Origin of the sequence: Streptomyces sp. NPDC002573, assembly GCF_042889625.1 — a bacterium.
GTDB classification, from domain to species: domain Bacteria; phylum Actinomycetota; class Actinomycetes; order Streptomycetales; family Streptomycetaceae; genus Streptomyces; species Streptomyces gibsoniae.
Window position 1 is genome coordinate 51,651 of sequence record NZ_JBIARC010000008.1, and the last position, 17,641, is coordinate 69,291.

Sequence of the window (17,641 nt, forward strand, 5' to 3'; positions counted from 1 at the left end):
GCGCCCCACCACCGGGTGGGGCGCCCTGCCGCGTACGCCGAAGCGGTGCTCAGCGCCGGTCTTTTCAGCCCCGTCGGTGACGGGCCTGCTCAGCGGACCGAGGTGGTGCCCGCCAGATAGGTCCGTTGCAGGAAGTGCACCAGTTCCTTGGACTCGAACTGGACCACCTCGACCCCTCGCGTCGAGTGCAGCTCCATCACCGCCTGGACCCGGCCGCACGGCCAGATGCGGACGTCACCGCGGCCCGCCGGGGCGCGCAGGCCCTTCTCCAGGAGGTCCCGGGAGAAGGCCCATTCATGAGGGCCTGGGAGGCCGACGTGGACGGAGCGGGGATCCTGGTCCGGGTCGTAGCGCAGGATCACGGGGACCGCGTCCGGCGCTTCCGGGGAGTCGGTGACCACATGGGCTCGTGCGTACTGTTCCACCACGGACATCGGACCGCTCCTCACGCTGAGTCACCCGAGCAGAATCTGCACATCCGCTTCCTCTCCAATGTTGCACAACGGGACAAAAGCGGCGCTTGTCGCCTGTCAGTGGCTTCAGCTTTCCCCAAGCTCTTGCAATATATTCGCAATAAGCGGGTATCCTCCCAGCGTGCATGTGCCCGACGGATTCATCAACGCGCCTGCTTCCGCCGCGACCGGCGTCCTCGCCGCAGGTGCCCTGGCGGTCAGCCTCAGGGGCGCCCGGCGCGAACTCGGCGAACGGACCGCCCCCCTGGCCGGCCTGGTGGCCGCCTTCATCTTCGCCGTGCAGATGCTGAACTTCCCGGTCGCCGCCGGCACCAGCGGTCATCTGCTCGGCGGGGCGCTCGCCGCCATCCTGGTGGGGCCGTTCGCCGGCATCCTGTGCGTCTCCGTCGTCCTGCTCATGCAGGGCGTCCTCTTCGCCGACGGCGGCCTCACCGCCCTGGGTGTCAACATCACCGACATGGCCCTGGTGACGACGGTCGTCGCCTACGCCGTCTTCCGCGGGCTGGTCCGGATCCTGCCCGGCACCCGTCGCTCGGTCACCGTCGCCTCCTTCGTCGCGGCCCTCGTCTCCGTCCCGGCCGCCTCCATGGCCTTCACGCTGATCTACGCGGTCGGCGGCACCACCGATGTCTCGATCGGCAAGGTCGCCACCGCGATGATCGGGGTCCACGTCCTCATCGGCATCGGCGAGGCCGTCATCACCGCCCTCACGGTCGGCGCGGTCATCGCCGTACGGCCCGACCTCGTGCACGGGGCCCGGGGCCTGGGGCAGCGCATCAAGCTGCGGGTCGGCGGCGAACTGGTCGACGCGGCCGCACCCGCCGTCCCCCAGGCTCTCGGCTCCGCCCGGGCAGGGCGGTACCCCCGCCACCGCGGCCTGTGGATCTCCGGTCTGGGGGCCTCCCTCGTCCTCGCCGGCTTCGTCAGCTTCTACGCCTCAGCCAGCCCCGACGGCCTGGAGAAGGTGGCCGCCGACCACGGCATCGACCGGAAGGCCGAGCGGCACGCGAGCGCCGGCTCCCCGCTCGCCGACTACTCCGTCAAGGACGTCGGCGACGCCCGGCTCTCCGGCGGCCTCGCGGGCGTGATCGGTGTCGGGGTCACCGTCGTCGCGGGCAGCGCGGTCTTCTGGGCGGTCCGCAGGCGCCGCGGCGGCGAACCCGCCGAGGCCGGCTGACATGGGGGCAGGCCACACGCGCCGGCTCCACCTGCGCGCGCACTCACCCGTGCACGCGCTGCCGCCGCACACCAAGCTCGCCGCCGTCTTCGCGTTCGTGGTGGTCGTGGTGTCGACGCCGCGCGAGGCCGTCTGGGCGTTCGCGCTGTACGCCGTGCTGCTCGGCCTCGTCGCCCGGGCGGCCCGGGTCCCCGCCGGGTTCCTGCTGCGGCGGCTGCTGATCGAGATCCCGTTCGTCGCCTTCGCCGTGCTCATGCCGTTCGTCGCCGAGGGCGAGCGTGTGCATGTCCTCGGCCTCTCGCTGAGCGCCGGCGGTCTGTGGGGCGCCTGGAACGTGCTCGCCAAGGGCACGCTCGGCGTCGCCGCCTCCGTACTGCTCACCGCCACCACCGAACTGCGCGAACTGCTCCTCGGGCTGCAGCGGCTCAGACTCCCGCCGCTCCTCGTGCAGATCGCGTCCTTCATGATCCGCTACGGCGATGTGATCACCGACGAGATGCGGCGGATGCGGATCGCCCGGGAGTCGCGCGGCTTCGAGGCGAGGGGCGTGCGGCACTGGGGGGTGCTCGCCAAGTCGGCGGGGGCGCTGTTCATCCGCTCCTACGAGCGCGGTGAGCGGGTGCATCTGGCGATGGCCAGCCGTGGCTACGCCGGGTCCATGCCGGTCATCGACGAGGTGACCGCGTCCCGCGCCCAGTGGTCCCGTGCCCTCGCCCTGCCCTCCGCCGCCCTCGTCGTCTGCCTGCTGGGATGGACCCTGTGACACCTTCGCTGGAAGTGGCCGGACTGGCCTTCGCGTACCCCGACGGGCACCAGGCCCTCTTCGGCGTCGACTTCTCGATCGCACGCGGCGAGCGGGTCGCGCTGCTCGGGCCGAACGGCGCCGGGAAGACCACGCTCGTCCTGCACCTCAACGGCATCCTGACCGCCGGCGCGGGCTCGGTGACGGTCGCCGGGCTGCCCGTCGGCAGGCGGCACATGGCCGAGATCCGCCGCAAGGTCGGCATCGTCTTCCAGGACCCGGACGACCAGCTCTTCATGCCCACGGTCCGCGAGGACGTGGCCTTCGGGCCCGCGACGGCCGGGCTGAAGGGCGCGGAGCTCGACGCCCGTGTCGACCGGGCCCTCGCGCAGGTCGGCATGGCGGACTTCAAGCACCGCCCGCCGCACCATCTCTCCTTCGGCCAGCGCCGCCGGGTGGCGGTGGCGACGGTCCTCGCCATGGAGCCGGAGATCCTCGTCCTGGACGAGCCGTCGTCGAACCTCGACCCCGCCTCGCGGCGCGAACTCGCCGACATCCTGCGGTCGTTGGACGTCACGGTCCTCATGGTCACGCACGACCTGCCGTACGCGCTGGAGCTGTGCCCGCGTTCTCTGATCCTCAGCGAGGGCGTGATCGCGGCCGACGGGCGGACGGGCGAGCTGCTCGCCGACGACGCGCTCATGACCGCCCACCGGCTGGAGCTGCCCTTCGGTTTCGATCCCCGAACCGTCCCGACGGGCGCGGGCCGTCCGTGACAATGGGCGGATGACGAACGAGGACCATCGGAGCGAGGGCTCGTTGCTGCTGGACGAGCAGCTGTGCTTCGCGCTGTACGCGGCGCAGCGCGCGGTCACGGCCGCGTACCGTCCGCTCCTCGACGAACTCGGGCTCACCTACCCCCAGTACCTGGTGCTGCTGGTGCTCTGGGAGCGCGGCCAGACCACGATCAAGGAGCTGGCCGGGGCCCTGCGGCTCGACTACGGCACCGTCTCCCCGCTGCTCAAGCGGCTTCAGGCGGCGGGTCTGGTACGGCGTGAGCGCTCGGCGTACGACGAGCGCTCGGTGCTCGTCGCCCTCACCGGGCGCGGCGAAGAACTCAAGGAGCGCGCCGAGCCCGTGCCCGGCGCGCTCCAGACGGCGTCCGGACTCGGCGACCGTGACGTGGTCCGGCTGCGCGAGGAGCTGTGGCGGCTGGCGGAGAGGGCGGAGAACGCCGCGGGCCGCACCCGCTGACCTGGTGTTCCGGGGCGCGTGACATATCCCGCCCCCTGCGTACGCGGGCTGCCTACCGGCGAGTTACCTTGTGCACGATGTACTTGCACACACTTGTGTTGCCCGTCGCTGTTCCCGCTCTGGGGGAGGTCCTGCCGTGATCGAAGGTGCCGCCGTCGACACCCGCCCTACGAAGATCATGTACGTCGCCGAGGCCACCGCGCACGGCGGCCGGGACGGCTATGTCACCAGCCAGGACGGGCAGATCGGGCTGAGGGTCGCGATGCCGCCGCAGCTGGGCGGCGACGGCAACGGCACCAATCCCGAGCAGCTGTTCGCGGCGGGCTACAGCGCCTGCTTCCACAACGCGCTGATCCTCGTCGGCAACCGCGCGGGCTACGACCTGTCCGGCTCGACGGTCGCCGCCAAGGTCGGCATCGGTCCCAACAGGCAGCGCGGCTACGGGCTCGCGGTGGCGCTCAGCGTCTCGCTGCCCGTGCTCGACCAGGAGGTCGCCGCGCGGCTCGTGGACGAGGCCCACGAGATCTGCCCGTACTCGAACGCCACCCGCGGCAACATCGACGTCTCGATTGTGCTCGGCTGACGTCTTGGGGGGCGAGGAATCGAAGGCCGCACGCCCTTGTTTCACTGACTGTCGCAGGCGAGTCAACGAGTGAAGGGCATGCGGACGTGGGCGTGGACGTGAACGGCGTGGTGGCCGAGGGCTTCGAGCCGGTCAGGGACGCGTTCGTACGGAACTTCGAGACGCTGGGGGAGCGCGGGGCGGCCGTGGCCGTGTACCGCGACGGGCGCAAGGTCGTGGACCTGTGGGGCGGCACCCGGGACGTCGACGGGACGCGGCCCTGGGAGCGGGGCACCGCGCAGATCGTGCGCTCGGCCACCAAGGGGGTCGCCGCGGCCGTCCTGCTGATGCTGGCCGAGCGCGGGGAACTGGACCTGGACGCGCCGATCGGCGCCTACTGGCCGGAGTTCAAGGCCCGGGGCAAGGAGCACGCGCTGGTGCGGCATGTGCTGGCGCACCGCACCGGGGTACCGGCGCTCGACCGTACGCTCACGCCCGCCGAGGCCGCCGACCCCGATCTCGCCGCCGCCGTACTGGCCGCGCAGGCGCCCGCCTGGGAGCCCGGCACGGACCACGGCTACCACGCCCAGACGTACAGCTGGCTGACGGGCGAGCTGGTGCGGCGGACCACCGGTCGTTCGATCGGCGAGTGGATCGCCGCCGAGATCGCCGGGCCGCTGGGCCTGGACCTGTGGGTGGGCCTGCCCGAGGCGCAGGCGCACCGGGTGGGGCGGGTCGGTCCGGTGGAGGCGCCGGCGCAGGACGGCGCGCTGCGCGCCCGGCCCAAGCGCGCGGTCGCCGAGGCGTACGCCGACCCCGGGAGCCTCACCTGCCGCGCCTTCGCCGCCATCACCCCGCAGCCCGACGAGAACGACCCCGCCTATCGTGCGGCGGTCCTGCCCGCGTCGAACGGCGTGGCGACGGCGGACGGTCTCGCGCGCTTCTACGCGGCGCTGAACGGCGGGGTCGACGGGATACGGCTGTTCGCCCCCGAGACGAGGGAACAGGCCCGTGCGGAGGCGTCGGCGGGCCCCGACCGGGTGCTGGTGGTCACCACCCGCTTCGGCCTCGGCTACATGCTGCACGGCGGTGCGTCCCCGCTGCTCGGCCCCGGCTCCTTCGGCCACCCGGGCCGCGGCGGGGCGCTCGGCTTCGCGGATCCCGAGTCGGGCATCGCCTTCGGCTACGTCACCAACGGCTTCCGCAAGAGTGTGACGGCGGACCCGAGGGCCCAGGCGCTGGTCCGCGCGGTGCGCACGTCGCTGGCGTAGACGGTCCGGACGGCGCGGACGGCGGTCCGGGGCGGCGCGGGACCGGGTGCGGCGATGCCCGGACGCGTGGTCGCGTACGGGCATCGCTTTGGGGATTCAGTGCGTCAGTGGGCGGGAGGTCCTGCCCGACGCCTCGTCGATCTCCTCGTGCGCCTTGGTGAGGAGCTGCATCGCCAGCTCGTTCAGTGCGCGCGCCCCCGCGATCTCCTCCCCGACACGGGGCTGATTGGAGTCGGTGTGGTGGCGGCTGGCGTACCCGCGGGACCGTACCTCGTTCCCGTCGGGAAGCCGCACGAGTGCCGCCGCCCGCGTCCGCTCGTCATCTTCCTCGAATTCCAGCTCCACATGCCATCCGACTGCGGTGTGCATCATGACGATCACCTCCGGAACCGCTGATTCCAGGGTGCTCCTCCTCGCCCTCGGACGCACGGTCTGAGCGGGTCCGGCGCCGCGCCGGCATCGGCTCACGCCTGGTCGTTGTCCTTGAACTCGCCCCAGCCGTGCCACCGGTCGACCTCGATCCAGGCGCTGACGCGCGCCCGGTCCCGCCTCGGGTAGGGCTTGCCGATGTAGTGCTGGGAGACGCGGTCGATGTCGGCGAGGCCCTCGTCGTCGTACATCTCCGTGACCCGGCCGACGAGCGTGACGTGCGTGTACCAGTCGCTCCCGTCGAGGACGGTGAGGGTGGCGCGCGGGTCCCGGCGCAGATGCCTCAGCCGGACCCGGCCCTCGTCCATGTTGACGAGCACGCGGCCGTCGTCCCAGAGATACCAGGTGGGGGTGGACACGGGCGCGCCGTCCGAGCGCAGGGTGGCGATGACGCTGGGGTTGGCGCGTCGCAGCAGTTCGACGGCCTCGGCGGGAAGGGGCGGCTTGGACATGGGGACTCCTCGGCTTCGGGGACAGGGACGGGGCTGTGGTCGGGGGAGGGGGACCGCGGTCACGAACGGGGGTCGTCGTCGAAACTGGCGAAGTAGGCGGCGGCCATGTCCTCGTCCGCGTGGCCCTGCTCGGCCGCGCGCCGCATCCGCTCGGCGGTCGCGGCGGCCACGTCGAGGCGGACGCCGTTGCTCTCCCCTGCCCGCACGATCAGGCGGGCGTCCTTCTCCGCGGTCGTCACCGCGAAACTGGCCGGGGTGAGCTTGTCGCCGAGGATCACCTCGGCCTTGGCGCGGAGATAGCCCATGTCGAGCGGGCCGCCGCCGACGAGATCGAAGAAGTTCCCGGGGTCCACGTCCAGGGCCCGGGCCAGCGCCAGCACCTCACCGCCCGCCGCGGTCACCGCGAGGACCCAGCTGTTGGTCACCAGCTTCAGACGGGTGGCACCGGCCTCGGCACCGTCCTCGCCGATCCACATCGTGCGGGCGCCGACCGCGTCGAAGACGGGCGCGACCGTGTCCCGGCCCGCGGCGGGGCCCGCGGCCAGCACGGTCAGCTGTCCGGCCTCCGCGGGCTGGCGGGTGCCGAGCACCGGGGCGTCGTAGAACACCAGTCCGTGCTCCCGGGCGAAGCCGGCCAGCTCGCCGACGGAGTCGAGGCCCACCGTCGTCGACTGGACCCAGACGGCGCCGGGGCGCAGAGCGGGGGCGGCCTCGCGCATCACCTGAAGGACCGCGGGGCCGTCGTAGAGCATGGTCAGGACGACATCCGCGCCCTGTACGGCCTCGGCGGGCGTCTCGACGACCTGCGCGCCGTCGGCGGCCAGCGGTTCGGCCTTGGCACGGGTCCGGTTCCAGGCGCGGACGGTGTGTCCGGCGCGAGCGATGTTGCGGGCCATCGCGGCCCCCATGATCCCGGTGCCCAGGACGCTCACGGTGAGCTTGTCGGTCATGACCTCAACTTCCTGATCCATACGGTCGACACTGCGGCTCGGCGTGTCAGTTCAACCGTGAACCTTCCCGGCGGCGGCGCGCACAAGCGTGGCGAGCCGGGCCTGGCGGCCGTTGCGAGCGGATGGCCCTCTGGCTGCATCGTCGGACGCGGTGTGTGCCGTCGCCACTCGGCGACGCGTCGACGGTAGGAGCGCCGGCCATCGGGGGTCCACTGGTCCGGTTCCCGGTGAGGGACCGGCCCGAGGACAGGAAAAGACCCCTGACCGGCGGTGACGCCGGCCAGGGGCCTTATTGACGCGATGAGGCTCTGTCAGCCGTCGGACTCCGACGACGGGATGTAGGCGCCCGGCACGTCGTTCGGCGCGTAGATCTTGTTCTCGCCGGGGTACGGCTCGGTCCAGTTGTGCGTCTGGTACCACGTGAAGTGGTTCATCTGCTCGGGGTTCGCGTAGTCGGGCACGGCGTTCGGTCCGGTCAGCCGCTGGTGCGACTCCCAGGCCTTCCACTGCGAAGCGACGTTCTGCTGGGCCGCCGGCACCTTCGCGGATGTCGGCGCGGGCGCCGCCTTGGCGTTCTGCGGCGCCGGGGTGTCCGAGCCGCAGGAGGGCTGGGGGTTCACGCCGAGGGTCAGCGAGGTCCGGTTGGGCACCGCCGTGAACGGCGTGTTGTTCGCGTGCCCGGTGAACGCCCCGTACATGGGGGTGGCCGCGCTGTCCTTCTGGTTCATCGGGTGGATCCCGAGGATCTGCTCGACGGTGCGGATCATCGTGATCTGCGAGTAGTAGTGGTTGTCCACGGTGCCGTGCTTGGCCCAGGGGCTGATGATCTGGACCGGGGCACGGTGGCCGTCGACGTGGTCGAGGCCGGCCTGGGAGTCGTCCTCGACGACGAAGATCGCCGAGTCCTTCCAGTACTTGCTGTGCGTGATCTGGTCCACCATCTTGCCGACCGCGAGGTCGTTGTCCGCGACCTCGGCGGCCGCGTTCGCCGGGCCACCGGTGTGGTCGTTGGAGAACCAGAACATGTTCAGGTCCGCCGGACCGTTCTTCTCGAAATCCTGCTTCCAGATCTGGTACTTGTACACGTCCGGGACGTTGAGGTCGAACAGCGGGAAGCCGGGGACCGACACCTTGTTGAGCGAGGGGATCGCCGAGCCCGTCTGTATGGGGTAGGCGGTCTTCTGCCCGGTCGCGTCCATGTTCTTGGCGTCGCAGTACAGGTTCTGCCAGGTCGCGTCGGACGGCTTGCTCTCGAACGACTGGAACTCGCCGTAGTCCTTGACGGACTTCCCGGCCGCCTGCGCACCGCTCCAGATGAACCCGGACTTCTGGTGACCCAGAGCGTCGTCCTCGGTGTCGTAGCTGCGCGTGTACTCGCCGGCCGAGGACTCGGTGTACTCCGGGTTGTCGGCCTGCATCAGCCAGTTGTGGCCCTCGGCGGAGTTCGTGCCGACGTCGTAGAAGTTGTCGTACAGTCCGAACTGCCGGGCCAGCGCGTGCTGGTTCGGCGTCACGTTCTCGCCGAACTGCGTCAGCGACGCGTCGCCGTTGCCCTGCGGCATGTCACCGAAGACCTGGTCGTAGGTCCGGTTCTCCTTGACGAGCAGGAAGACGTGCTTGATCGTCGAGGGGTCGCCGAGCCGCACCGGGACCGGCACCGGCTTCGCGTGGCTCTTGCCCCGGGCCTGCGTGACCGAGCCGCGGGTCCAGCCGTTCTGCTTGAAGACCTTGGCCGTCTGGGCCTTGATGACCCGGTCGTCCGGCAGCGTGAACTGCGTCAGGCTCGACGTCGTGTCGTGGGTGCCGTGGCCGGCGCTGTCGGGGCGGCGGGCGTCCACACCACGGGTGTTGGAGACGACCACGTTCTTGCCCACGGTGGCGATCTCCGAGGGGAAGTAGTCCGTGGGGAGCAGGCCGACGTAACTGGCCGGCTGCTGCGGGGAGGTGTAGCGGTAGACGGCGACCGCGTTGGCGCGGCCGAGCGTCACCAGCAGATGACCGTCGTCGGTGAGCGACACCGCGTTGGGCTCGTAGCCGACCGACGCCTCCGGCCACGGCTGGGTGGCGATGGTCTGCACGACCTTGTTCTTGCGGCTGTCGATGACCGACACGTTGTTGTCGGCGGTGTTGGTGACGAACACCGCCCCCCTCTTCGCGTACACCGCGGTCGGGTGCAGACCGACGTCGATGCTTCCCACGGCGGCGGACGGGTCCGCCAGGTCGATGACGCTGACCGTGCCGGTGGTGGTGGCCCCGGTCTTCGGGTTGGCCGGCACCTGGGTGCCGTAGGAGTTGATCGTGGTGTCGCCGGCCTTGGCCGGACGCCCGCCCTCGTTGCTGACGTAGAGCCTTTTGCCGACCATGGCCATGCCACGGGGGGCGTTGCCCACGGCCCAGCTCTGCTTGACGGTCCCGGTCGCCGCGTCGATGGCGACCACCCGGTTCTGGCCGTTGACCGCGGAGTACACGGTGGAGCCGTCGGCCGAGAACACCGCCGCGCCCACCAGCGCGTGCTTGGTGCCGTCGGCCGGGATCGAGACGGTCTGCGGGTTGGTGAGGGTGCCGTCCGCGTTCACGGTGAACTTGGTGTAGCCGTCGCTCTGGCCCAGCCACAGCTGCGAACCGTCGGGCGAGTACGTCGGGCCCTCCTGGCCGACGGAGCCGCTCTTGATGCGCAGGTCGTCCTTCGCGTTGGTGCCGACCCGCTGCTTCACCTGTCCGGTCTTGAGGTCCATGATGACCAGCGCCGCATCGCCGTCGGCGACCGAGGCCGCGAGGTGGCTGCCGTCCGGGCTGACCGAGGACGACATGATCTTGCCGTCATTGATGACGGTGCGGCTGCCGTACGGGGCGATGTACTGGTCGGCGGAGACGACCTGTCCGTCGGCGGTGACCTGGCCGACCTGCTGGGTGCCGAACTGATGCGTCTGGGCAACGGCGGTACCCGTCACGGCCAGGGCGACGGCGATGCCCGCCGTCACCAGCACGGTCCGGCGCCCGACGCGTCTGCCGAACACGCTGATCTGCTCCTTCTCGGTCATCCGGCGCTGCCGAGTTACCTGCATGGAAATCATCCCTTCAGGGTGGTGTCGAGCAGTTCGACGTTGCCGTCGAACTGCCAGAGCGGGTTCGGCGCGTCCCCGATGGGGATCCGCACCAGGAAGTAGCCGTTGACTTCCTTCGGTCCGTCGCCGTCGGCGACGTACCGCCCGTCCGAGCCGATGTCGAGCTGGTATATGGCCGTCCCCGCGGCCGCGACGCCGGGGAGATGCCAGGTGACGACGCAACGCCAGTCGTTGCCCGCCCCCTCGGGGGCGACCTGGCTGTCGCCCTTGTTGCACGCCGCCGTGACCCGCAGCTGCGCCTCGGTGACGGCGGGACGGTGGAGCTGCTGGGTCTGCATGCGGTACAGGTGGGCGAACGCCGTGGCGAGGGAGCGCTGGACCTTGTCCTGCTCGATCCCGGAGCCCATCGACGGGGTCGCCACGCCGACCACCGCGACCGTGGCGGCGAACAGTCCGACGAGCGGCAGGAGTCCGACGGCGACCGCGCGGCGCCCGGAGCCGTCGTAGGCCAGGTTGGTGAAGTCGCGCCGCAGGAAGAGGAGATACGCCAGCGCTGTCGCGAGTACGGCCCACACCAGGCTCACCGCGATGGCGATCAGGAGCGGGCCGAGCTGTGCCGGGCTGGTGAACAGCCCGTTCCAGGAGATGAAGGCGTAGCCGGGCAGGGCGAGACGCACCGCGACGGGCAGCGGCAGCATCTGGGCGATCTGCATCGTGAGCGCGACCAGCGGGGGCAGCAGCAGTCCCATGGGGGACCGCCCCAGCGCGACCGACCCGAGCAGTCCGATCGCGGCGAGCGCCAGGGTCGGGGCGAGGGTGCAGACCCAGGCGAGCAGGACCCTGCCCGCGGCGTCCCCCGGCGTCAGCAGATGGCCGTCGAGGCCGACCAGCGGCTGGTCGCCGACCGACACGAGCCCGCCGGTCGCGCTGGAACAGGCCAGCCCGGCCACGAGCAGCAGGATGACGGTGAGGCTGGCCAGTGCCTTCGCCACGAAGATCCGCCGGGGCGAGCGGACCGCCACGAGCAGATGGCGCCAGGTGCCGAGCCGGTCCTCGGAGGCGAACACGTCACCGGCGACGATCGAGGTCAGCAGCGGCAGCGCCCAGGTGCCCGCGAAACCCAGCATCACCAGCGGTCCGGCCCAGCCGGTGGCGTGCATCCAGCGGCCGAAGAGGGTGTCCGAGGGGAGCGTGCTCTGCTGGCTCACCCCGGCGACGAAGAGCGCCGGCGCGATCCAGCAGGCGAGCACCAGCAGACGGATCCGCCACTGCGAGACCAGCTTGACCAGCTCGAAGCGGTAGCCGCGCGGAACCGACACCCGGCGGGCACCGGCAACGCCGGCCTCGGCGACGGTCGCGGTCATCCGTCGGCCTCCTGCTTCTCGGTGAGGGCGAGGAACGCGGCCTCCAGCGGCGACACCACGGGTGCGAGCTCGCGCACCGCGATGCCCGACTGCACGAGCCCCGCGACCAGTTCGTCAAGGGCGGGCACCAGCGCGCGCACGACGAGTACCTCGGTGTCGTGCCGGTACCCGGCGTCCTCGACGACGCGGATCCCGGCGGTGTCGGCAGCCAGCCGGCGCGCGGCCTGCACGTCGGAGGTGCGCACCCGGTAGTCGAGTTCACGGTTCTCGGCGGCCAGCTTGGTGAGCGGGCCGGAGAACACGACCCGTCCGGTGGCGAGGATGGTGACCTCCGAGCACAGCGCCTCGAGGTCGTCCATGCGGTGACTGGAGAGCACGACGCTGGTGCCGTCCGCCGCGAGCCGGGTGAGGACACCGTGGACGTGTCTCTTGCCCGCCGGGTCGAGGCCGTTGGACGGCTCGTCGAGCACGAGCAGCCGGGGCCTGGTGAGCAGAGCGGCGGCGAGCCCGAGCCGCTGCCGCATGCCGAGGGAGAAGCCGCGGGTGCGGTCGTCGGCGACATCGGTGAGCCCGACCTCGTCGAGCACGTCGTCGATGCCCGCCGTCCGCGCGTCGTCGCCACGGAGATCGGCCAGCGCGGCGAGGTTCTGCCGGGCGGTGAGCGAGGGGTAGAGACCGGGGCCGTCCACGAAGCCGGCGACACCGTCGGGAGCGGCGAACGCCCGTCCGACCTGCGTACCCAGGATCTCGAGCCGGCCGCTGTCGGCGACGGCGAGGCCCAGCAGGAGGCCGAGCAGCGTCGTCTTGCCCGCGCCGTTCGGTCCGACCAGGCCGTGGATCTGACCACGGGCCACATCGAGATCGACGCCGTCGAGCGCGACGACGTCGCCGAAACACTTGGTGATCCCGCGAGCCCGGACTGCGAGGAGTGCGTCCATGAGTCCCTTCTTTCGAAATCCGCAGGGACCCTAGGGACGGCACACAACGCACACACAGACGCCTCGTTGAACGCACGGGGAACGAATCGTCAAACCGTCGGCAAGTCGCACGCACGAGTCGCTTGCGCCGGACGGGAGTTGGCCGACACCAGTCGGATCAGGAGGCGCCACCGGGAACGGCAGCTGGCGGAAAGCTGTCCCGCGGTCGCCTACCCGGCGTGCAGCATCAGCCCGATCCCGACGACGACCAGCCCAGCCGCCGCGATCCGGGGGAGGCCGAACCGTTCCTTGAAGAACACCGCACCGATCACCGCGCCGACGATGATCGAGGATTCCCGCAGCATCGCGGACGCGCGTCTGTACCAGGCCGGGTAGCTTGATCGACATGCATCACGGGCGGGTAGTTGAAGCGTTTCGTCTTGAGGCGGGGCAACTCGCGCGGGCGATGGCTGGGGTCTCGGTGCCCGAGTGGCGTCTGCCGACGCGGTGTGCACCGTGGAAAGTGAGTGACTTGCTGGCTCACGTCCGGGTGGTGATTGCCTGGTTGCCGGGCATGCTGGCCGCGCCGGCGCCGACCCGTGCCGAGGTCTCGGCGGTTGAGTATTACCGGCCCGACGACCGTTTCGCTCCGGACACCAACGCGGCTCGGATCGCGTTGGCTCGAGATCACGTGGCCGAACAGCTCAGTGGTGCCGCGCTCGCCGACGACTTCAACGCCACTTGGCAACAGATGGACCAACTGTGCCGGACCGAGCCCGAAGGGCGCGTGGTTCGCACCCGGCACGGCGACGCGATGCTCCTGTCGGAATTCCTGCTGACACGCGTGGTTGAGGTCGCCGTGCACGGTCTGGACCTGGCCGACGCCCTGGGGCGCGAGCCGTGGCTGACTTCTCAGGCCGCAGATTTGGTGCAGGACCTTCTGCTCGGCCCGGATGAGGCAGCAGCACTGGAGAAGCTGGGCTGGGGGCAGCTTCGCTTCCTGCGCAAGGCGACGGGGCGGGAGCCGATCACCAGGGAGGAAGCATTGGATGTCAGCCGACTGGGCATTCGATGGCTCACGCTGGGGTGAGAATGTTGCCAGCCGACGCCAGCGAAACGGTAGATCTCAATCGTGCTCTCACGGCGCCGGACGAGGTCGCAGCGTACGAAAGCGTTCATCCAGTCGCTGGACCAGCGAAGTAATTACTGCATCAGCAGGGCTTGACCGAGCGCCTCCCGGCGGGGCGACGGACGCGAAACGGCCCTGTGGCTGCGCTCACAGGACGCGTCTATACCTACGACGGATTGGACGGCGCTGCGAACCTCCACGCCGACAGGGGAGCACGAGGTTAGCGGGGTCGGGGCACGGAGCCCCAGTTCGTCGCCGCCCAGGTGCGAGCTCACGTACTCAGACCGTGCAGCTCACGGGAGGAAGTGACCTGCAGTACTAGCCGAAGTCCGAGACGGCCGGAGATGTCCAGAAGGTCACAGTCGGCCCGTAGGAGCCGTCCTCCTCGTCGCTCACCGCAACGGTGATCTCCCGGTCGGGGTAGCACGCGGACAGCACTCCCTGCCAGCACTCCCTGAGAGCCAGCGCGAGTTGAGGCAGTTCCTCCCCGAGCTGATCGTCATCCGTCAGGGAAGTGTTGCCAAAAGTGGCCCACAACTCGACGGGGTTGGTGACGGCTTCGATGCGCTGCCGATCGTCGCCCAGGTTCGTACGGGGAGAGCTCCTCGTCCTTCCAATCGGCGCGCCATCGCCTGAAGAACGCTGGCAGCTCACGCTCGGACCACGCCGGTTTGTTGCTGCTCAAGGAATCTCCCAGGGGAACGCGCGCGCACGTCCTTCGATAGGCGCATGAAGACTTCACCGGTCTTCGGGGCCCGGGCCCCCATCAGCCCCTCTGGCCAGCGAAGCTATTACCGCATGGGCGAAGCTTGACTGAGGATTCCCGCAGCGCGCGATCGGCGCCAGTTCGGCTCGCGTCTGGGCCCACAGGATCAGGGCGTACGCCGCCACCGACAGGGCCGAGCCCAGCAGCCCCAGCAGGGCGAACGGCCGTAGAGGGCTGACGAGTTCGCCGCGTCGGCGGTAGGCGGCGCAGGCGGGGATCACGACTCCCTGGACGGCCGTCAGCCAGGCGATGTAGCCGAGGGAGGAGCCCGAGGCCCTGACGGCGAGGCCGTCCAGCACGGTGTACCCCGCGATCGTCAGACCCGTCGCGAGCGCGGCGCCGATGGCCGCCCAGTCGGGCCGGCGGCCGCGCAGCCCCCACAGCGCCACCCCGGTCAGTCCGGCGCACGACACGGCGACACCGGCCGCCGCCCAGCCGTCTGGTATCTCGTGCGCGAAGACCGCCGCCAGCACGGTGACCACCAGCGGGGCGGTCCCGCGCGCGATCGGGTACGCCTGCCCGAAGTCACCGAGCCGGAACGACTGCATCAGCAGGACGTAGTACGCGATGTGGACGGCCGCGGAGCCGAAGAGGAACGGCCAGGCCCCCGCCGCCGGGAAAGAGGTGAACGGGATCATCGCGAGCCCGATCAGCGCGCCGCCCCCGATCAGTGTGAAGCCGAGGAGCTAGTCGGTGATACGGTGCGCGATCGCGTTCCAGGAGGCGTGCGTGACGGCGGCGAGCAGGACCGCCGCGGTGACGGCGGGCGTCACGCGGACCGCTCGCGCACGTCCACCAGGGTGCCGCCCGCATGGGCGATCAGCGTCTTCGGGTCCATCGGGAACACGGTGTGCGGGGTGCCGGCGGCGGCCCACACGGTGTCGTGGCCGAGCAGCGAACGGTCGGCGAGCACCTGCGTCCGGGTGCGGTGCCCGAACGGCGGCACACCGCCGATCACGTACCCGGTGGTCTCCCGTACGAGGTCGGCCCCCGCCCGGGTGACCTTCCGAGCGCCGAGTTCCTCCCGGACCCGCTCGACATCGACCCGGGAGGCGCCGTCCATGAGCACCAGCACCGGGACACCGTCCGCGGCGAAGATCAGCGACTTGCAGATCTGGCTCAGTTCGCACCCGATCGCCGCGGCGGCCTCGGCGGCGGTACGGGTCGCGTCCGGGAAACGGCGGATCCGCGCGTGGAGGCCGTTGAGCCCCAGCTCTTCGAGGGCTTCGGCGAAACGGGGGTGAGCTCCTGATTCCGTGGGCGTCATGGGAGGCACGCTAGCGGTGGGTGTACGACACAAGCGACCGGGTTCGGCGGCATCTCACCCGGTCGCTGCCGTGCGTCAGCTGCCCGCTCGCAGCAGTGCCGCCACGATCGGGCCCGCCGTGTCACCGCCGTGGCCGCCGGCCTGGACCACGCCCGCGGCGGCCAGGTCGCCCTTCCACGCGGTGAACCAGCCGTTGGGCTTCTTCTGGCCGTCGACCTCCGCCGACCCCGTCTTCGCGCCGTAGTCCGGCCCGAGGCCGGCCATCGCCTTGGCGGCCGTGCCCGCCGCGGCCGTGTACTGCAGGACCTCCTTCAACTGGGCCTGTGTGGACGCCGACATGGTGCGCGTCGCCTTCGCCGTGGTGCGGTGGTCCACCGACGGGGAGACCAGATACGGCTGGTGGAAGACGCCCGTCTTCGCCGTCGAGATCACCGAGGCCATGTTCAGCGGGTTCATCCGCACACCGCCCTGGCCGATCAGCGAGGCCGCCATCTGGGCCTGGCTCTGCACCGGGACGGCGCCGTCGAAGGTCGGGACGCCGATCGCCCAGTTGTTCATGCCCAGGCCGTAGATCTGCTGGGCGACCTGGGTGAGGTCGTCGTTCTTCAGCTTCGTCGCCTGGCTGATGAAGGCCGTGTTGCAGGACGCCGCGAAGCTCGCCTTGAACGTGCCGTTCTTGATCTCGAACTTGTCGTCGTTCTGGAACTTCCAGCCGCCGTACGTCACGTACTTGGGGCAGGGGTGCGGCTTGTCCGGCTTCGCCAGGCCCTTCTCGAACAGCAGCGTCGACGTCACGATCTTCATCGTGGAGCCCGGCGCGAGGGAGCCCTGGAAGGCCACGTTGAAGCCGTGACCCGAGTTCGCCACCGCCAGGACCTCGCCCGTGGAAGGCCGCATGACGACGACGGACGCCTGGTTCTTGTGCGCCACCTGCTGCTCCGCCAACGCCTCAAGGGCCGGGTTCAGCGTGGTCCGCACGGTGCCCGGCGTGCCCTCGCTCAGCGTCAGCAGGGTCTTGTCGGGGGTCTTCTGCGTGCCCTTCGCCGCCGCCTTGCGCACGATGCGCAGCTCGATGCCCGCCTTCCCCCCGGCCTGCTTGCCGTACTTCTCGCGCAGGCCGTCCAGCACCGTGCCCAGCGAGGGGTACTTCGCCTCCGTCAGCTCGCCGCCGTCGCGGTCCAGCGCCCGGATGGGCGGCGTGCCCGCCTCACCCGTCACCAGGCGGTCACCCTCGGCCAGGTCCGGATGCACCACCGACGGCTGCCAGCGCACCCGCGGCGCGCCGTCCTCGGTGCGGCGCACGACCGTGAGCTTCGTCTCGTACGCGAGCGGCTTGCTCCTGCCCTGGTACGACACCGTCGCCTTGACGGAGAAGGGGACCGACGCCCCGGAGGCGGTGCCGGGGGTCAGAGTCACGCCGGTGATGTGCGCGTCCTTGCCGTAGCCCGTCAGGACCGGGGCCGCGCCGGCCGAGTCGTCCGTGGCGGCCGCCGCCTTGGCGACATCGCCGTGCTGCCAGGCCGTGAGGAACGCCGTCGCGGCCGTGCGGACCTCGGAGGCGGACAGCGGGCCGGTCTTCACCGTCTTGTGGTGCGCGGCGGACGCCTTGCCGTCGTCGGCCGCCGCACCCCCGCTCAGCAGGCTGTAGCCGCCGACCGCCCCGACGACACCGACGGCGGCGATCAGCCCTCCGATCACCAGCGGCCGGTTGTTGGTGTTCCGCTCGGCGACGCGTCTTCTGTTGCCCACTGCTCCCGATCCTCCGCAGTCCCCTGGTCCCCCGCGCTCTCACGCTCCTCAACGACTACAACCACACTAGAGTC

At 70.8% G+C, this 17,641-nt stretch carries 17 protein-coding genes and 2 pseudogenes; 7 read left to right on the top strand and 12 right to left on the bottom strand.

All coding sequences use genetic code 11. From position 1 onward, the window contains the following. Positions 1-89: 89 nt before the first annotated feature. Positions 90-434, bottom strand: coding sequence for an SsgA family sporulation/cell division regulator (locus ACFYX0_RS10525; RefSeq protein WP_388968893.1), 345 nt, complete (start codon positions 432-434; stop codon positions 90-92). A gap of 160 nt (positions 435-594) precedes the next feature. Between ACFYX0_RS10525 and ACFYX0_RS10530 the strand changes: the two genes are divergently transcribed. The 6 genes from ACFYX0_RS10530 to ACFYX0_RS10555 all read left to right on the top strand — a co-directional run bounded on the left by ACFYX0_RS10530 (position 595) and on the right by ACFYX0_RS10555 (position 5,479). Next, complete coding sequence (locus ACFYX0_RS10530; RefSeq protein WP_388968896.1) at positions 595-1,650, top strand: energy-coupling factor ABC transporter permease; 1,056 nt, start codon at positions 595-597, stop codon at positions 1,648-1,650. A 1-nt stretch (position 1,651) separates the two neighbouring features. Then, positions 1,652-2,413 carry a cobalt ECF transporter T component CbiQ gene (gene cbiQ, locus ACFYX0_RS10535; RefSeq protein ID WP_388968899.1) on the top strand — a complete coding sequence of 254 codons (762 nt, stop codon included), beginning with the start codon at positions 1,652-1,654 and terminating at the stop codon, positions 2,411-2,413. Then, positions 2,401-3,168, top strand: a complete 768-nt coding sequence (locus tag ACFYX0_RS10540) for an energy-coupling factor ABC transporter ATP-binding protein (protein ID WP_388968902.1) — start codon at positions 2,401-2,403, stop codon at positions 3,166-3,168. Before cbiQ ends, ACFYX0_RS10540 begins: the two co-directional genes overlap by 13 nt. A gap of 10 nt (positions 3,169-3,178) precedes the next feature. After that, positions 3,179-3,646, top strand: coding sequence for a MarR family winged helix-turn-helix transcriptional regulator (locus ACFYX0_RS10545; protein ID WP_388968905.1), 468 nt, complete (start codon positions 3,179-3,181; stop codon positions 3,644-3,646). Positions 3,647-3,782: 136 nt separating this feature from the next. Then, entirely contained in the window at positions 3,783-4,229 is a 447-nt protein-coding gene (locus ACFYX0_RS10550) for an organic hydroperoxide resistance protein (RefSeq protein WP_355917264.1), read from the top strand. A gap of 92 nt (positions 4,230-4,321) precedes the next feature. Continuing rightward, on the top strand, positions 4,322-5,479 hold the full coding sequence (locus tag ACFYX0_RS10555; protein WP_388968908.1) for a serine hydrolase domain-containing protein: 1,158 nt from the start codon (positions 4,322-4,324) through the stop codon (positions 5,477-5,479). Positions 5,480-5,575: 96 nt separating this feature from the next. Here the strand turns inward: ACFYX0_RS10555 and ACFYX0_RS10560 are convergent, their stop codons facing one another. The 7 genes and pseudogenes from ACFYX0_RS10560 to ACFYX0_RS10590 all read right to left on the bottom strand — a co-directional run. Further along, the gene (locus tag ACFYX0_RS10560; protein ID WP_355917258.1) at positions 5,576-5,851 is read right to left on the bottom strand and encodes a DUF1876 domain-containing protein; all 276 of its coding nucleotides are present in this window, start codon (positions 5,849-5,851) and stop codon (positions 5,576-5,578) included. Positions 5,852-5,943: 92 nt separating this feature from the next. Beyond that, positions 5,944-6,360, bottom strand: a complete 417-nt coding sequence (locus tag ACFYX0_RS10565) for a PPOX class F420-dependent oxidoreductase (RefSeq protein WP_388968911.1) — start codon at positions 6,358-6,360, stop codon at positions 5,944-5,946. Between the two features lie 59 nt (positions 6,361-6,419). Then, positions 6,420-7,310 carry an NAD(P)-dependent oxidoreductase gene (locus ACFYX0_RS10570; protein WP_311695589.1) on the bottom strand — a complete coding sequence of 297 codons (891 nt, stop codon included), beginning with the start codon at positions 7,308-7,310 and terminating at the stop codon, positions 6,420-6,422. 311 nt (positions 7,311-7,621) lie between these two features. Further along, on the bottom strand, positions 7,622-10,375 hold the full coding sequence (locus ACFYX0_RS10575; protein ID WP_388968914.1) for an alkaline phosphatase family protein: 2,754 nt from the start codon (positions 10,373-10,375) through the stop codon (positions 7,622-7,624). A 5-nt stretch (positions 10,376-10,380) separates the two neighbouring features. Next, positions 10,381-11,739, bottom strand: coding sequence for an ABC transporter permease (locus ACFYX0_RS10580; protein WP_388968917.1), 1,359 nt, complete (start codon positions 11,737-11,739; stop codon positions 10,381-10,383). Then, the gene (locus tag ACFYX0_RS10585; protein WP_388968920.1) at positions 11,736-12,677 is read right to left on the bottom strand and encodes an ABC transporter ATP-binding protein; all 942 of its coding nucleotides are present in this window, start codon (positions 12,675-12,677) and stop codon (positions 11,736-11,738) included. Before ACFYX0_RS10585 ends, ACFYX0_RS10580 begins: the two co-directional genes overlap by 4 nt. Before the next feature lie 209 nt (positions 12,678-12,886). Next, positions 12,887-13,024, bottom strand: a pseudogene (locus tag ACFYX0_RS10590) (EamA family transporter); the annotation flags it as partial. A 38-nt stretch (positions 13,025-13,062) separates the two neighbouring features. Here ACFYX0_RS10590 and ACFYX0_RS10595 point away from each other — a divergent pair. After that, positions 13,063-13,746 carry a maleylpyruvate isomerase N-terminal domain-containing protein gene (locus tag ACFYX0_RS10595; protein ID WP_388968923.1) on the top strand — a complete coding sequence of 228 codons (684 nt, stop codon included), beginning with the start codon at positions 13,063-13,065 and terminating at the stop codon, positions 13,744-13,746. A gap of 357 nt (positions 13,747-14,103) precedes the next feature. Here the strand turns inward: ACFYX0_RS10595 and ACFYX0_RS10600 are convergent, their stop codons facing one another. The 4 genes and pseudogenes from ACFYX0_RS10600 to ACFYX0_RS10615 all read right to left on the bottom strand — a co-directional run bounded on the left by ACFYX0_RS10600 (position 14,104) and on the right by ACFYX0_RS10615 (position 17,567). Next, positions 14,104-14,322 carry a hypothetical protein gene (locus ACFYX0_RS10600; RefSeq protein ID WP_388968926.1) on the bottom strand — a complete coding sequence of 73 codons (219 nt, stop codon included), beginning with the start codon at positions 14,320-14,322 and terminating at the stop codon, positions 14,104-14,106. 229 nt (positions 14,323-14,551) lie between these two features. Further along, positions 14,552-15,189, bottom strand: a pseudogene (locus ACFYX0_RS10605) (EamA family transporter). A gap of 131 nt (positions 15,190-15,320) precedes the next feature. After that, entirely contained in the window at positions 15,321-15,818 is a 498-nt protein-coding gene (locus ACFYX0_RS10610; RefSeq protein ID WP_388968929.1) for a YbaK/EbsC family protein, read from the bottom strand. A gap of 75 nt (positions 15,819-15,893) precedes the next feature. Continuing rightward, entirely contained in the window at positions 15,894-17,567 is a 1,674-nt protein-coding gene (locus tag ACFYX0_RS10615) for a penicillin-binding transpeptidase domain-containing protein (protein ID WP_388968932.1), read from the bottom strand. Between the last annotated feature and the right edge of the window lie 74 nt (positions 17,568-17,641).

Coding starts and splice junctions, on each gene's coding strand:
- ACFYX0_RS10565 (WP_388968911.1), bottom strand. CDS start 6,360: ATGTCCAAGCCGCCCCTTCCCGCCGAGGCCGTCGAACTGCTGCGACGC.
- cbiQ (WP_388968899.1), top strand. CDS start 1,652: ATGGGGGCAGGCCACACGCGCCGGCTCCACCTGCGCGCGCACTCACCC.
- ACFYX0_RS10525 (WP_388968893.1), bottom strand. CDS start 434: ATGTCCGTGGTGGAACAGTACGCACGAGCCCATGTGGTCACCGACTCC.
- ACFYX0_RS10545 (WP_388968905.1), top strand. CDS start 3,179: ATGACGAACGAGGACCATCGGAGCGAGGGCTCGTTGCTGCTGGACGAG.
- ACFYX0_RS10540 (WP_388968902.1), top strand. CDS start 2,401: ATGGACCCTGTGACACCTTCGCTGGAAGTGGCCGGACTGGCCTTCGCG.
- ACFYX0_RS10595 (WP_388968923.1), top strand. CDS start 13,063: ATGCATCACGGGCGGGTAGTTGAAGCGTTTCGTCTTGAGGCGGGGCAA.
- ACFYX0_RS10585 (WP_388968920.1), bottom strand. CDS start 12,677: ATGGACGCACTCCTCGCAGTCCGGGCTCGCGGGATCACCAAGTGTTTC.
- ACFYX0_RS10570 (WP_311695589.1), bottom strand. CDS start 7,310: ATGACCGACAAGCTCACCGTGAGCGTCCTGGGCACCGGGATCATGGGG.
- ACFYX0_RS10580 (WP_388968917.1), bottom strand. CDS start 11,739: ATGACCGCGACCGTCGCCGAGGCCGGCGTTGCCGGTGCCCGCCGGGTG.
- ACFYX0_RS10575 (WP_388968914.1), bottom strand. CDS start 10,375: ATGCAGGTAACTCGGCAGCGCCGGATGACCGAGAAGGAGCAGATCAGC.
- ACFYX0_RS10560 (WP_355917258.1), bottom strand. CDS start 5,851: ATGATGCACACCGCAGTCGGATGGCATGTGGAGCTGGAATTCGAGGAA.
- ACFYX0_RS10610 (WP_388968929.1), bottom strand. CDS start 15,818: ATGACGCCCACGGAATCAGGAGCTCACCCCCGTTTCGCCGAAGCCCTC.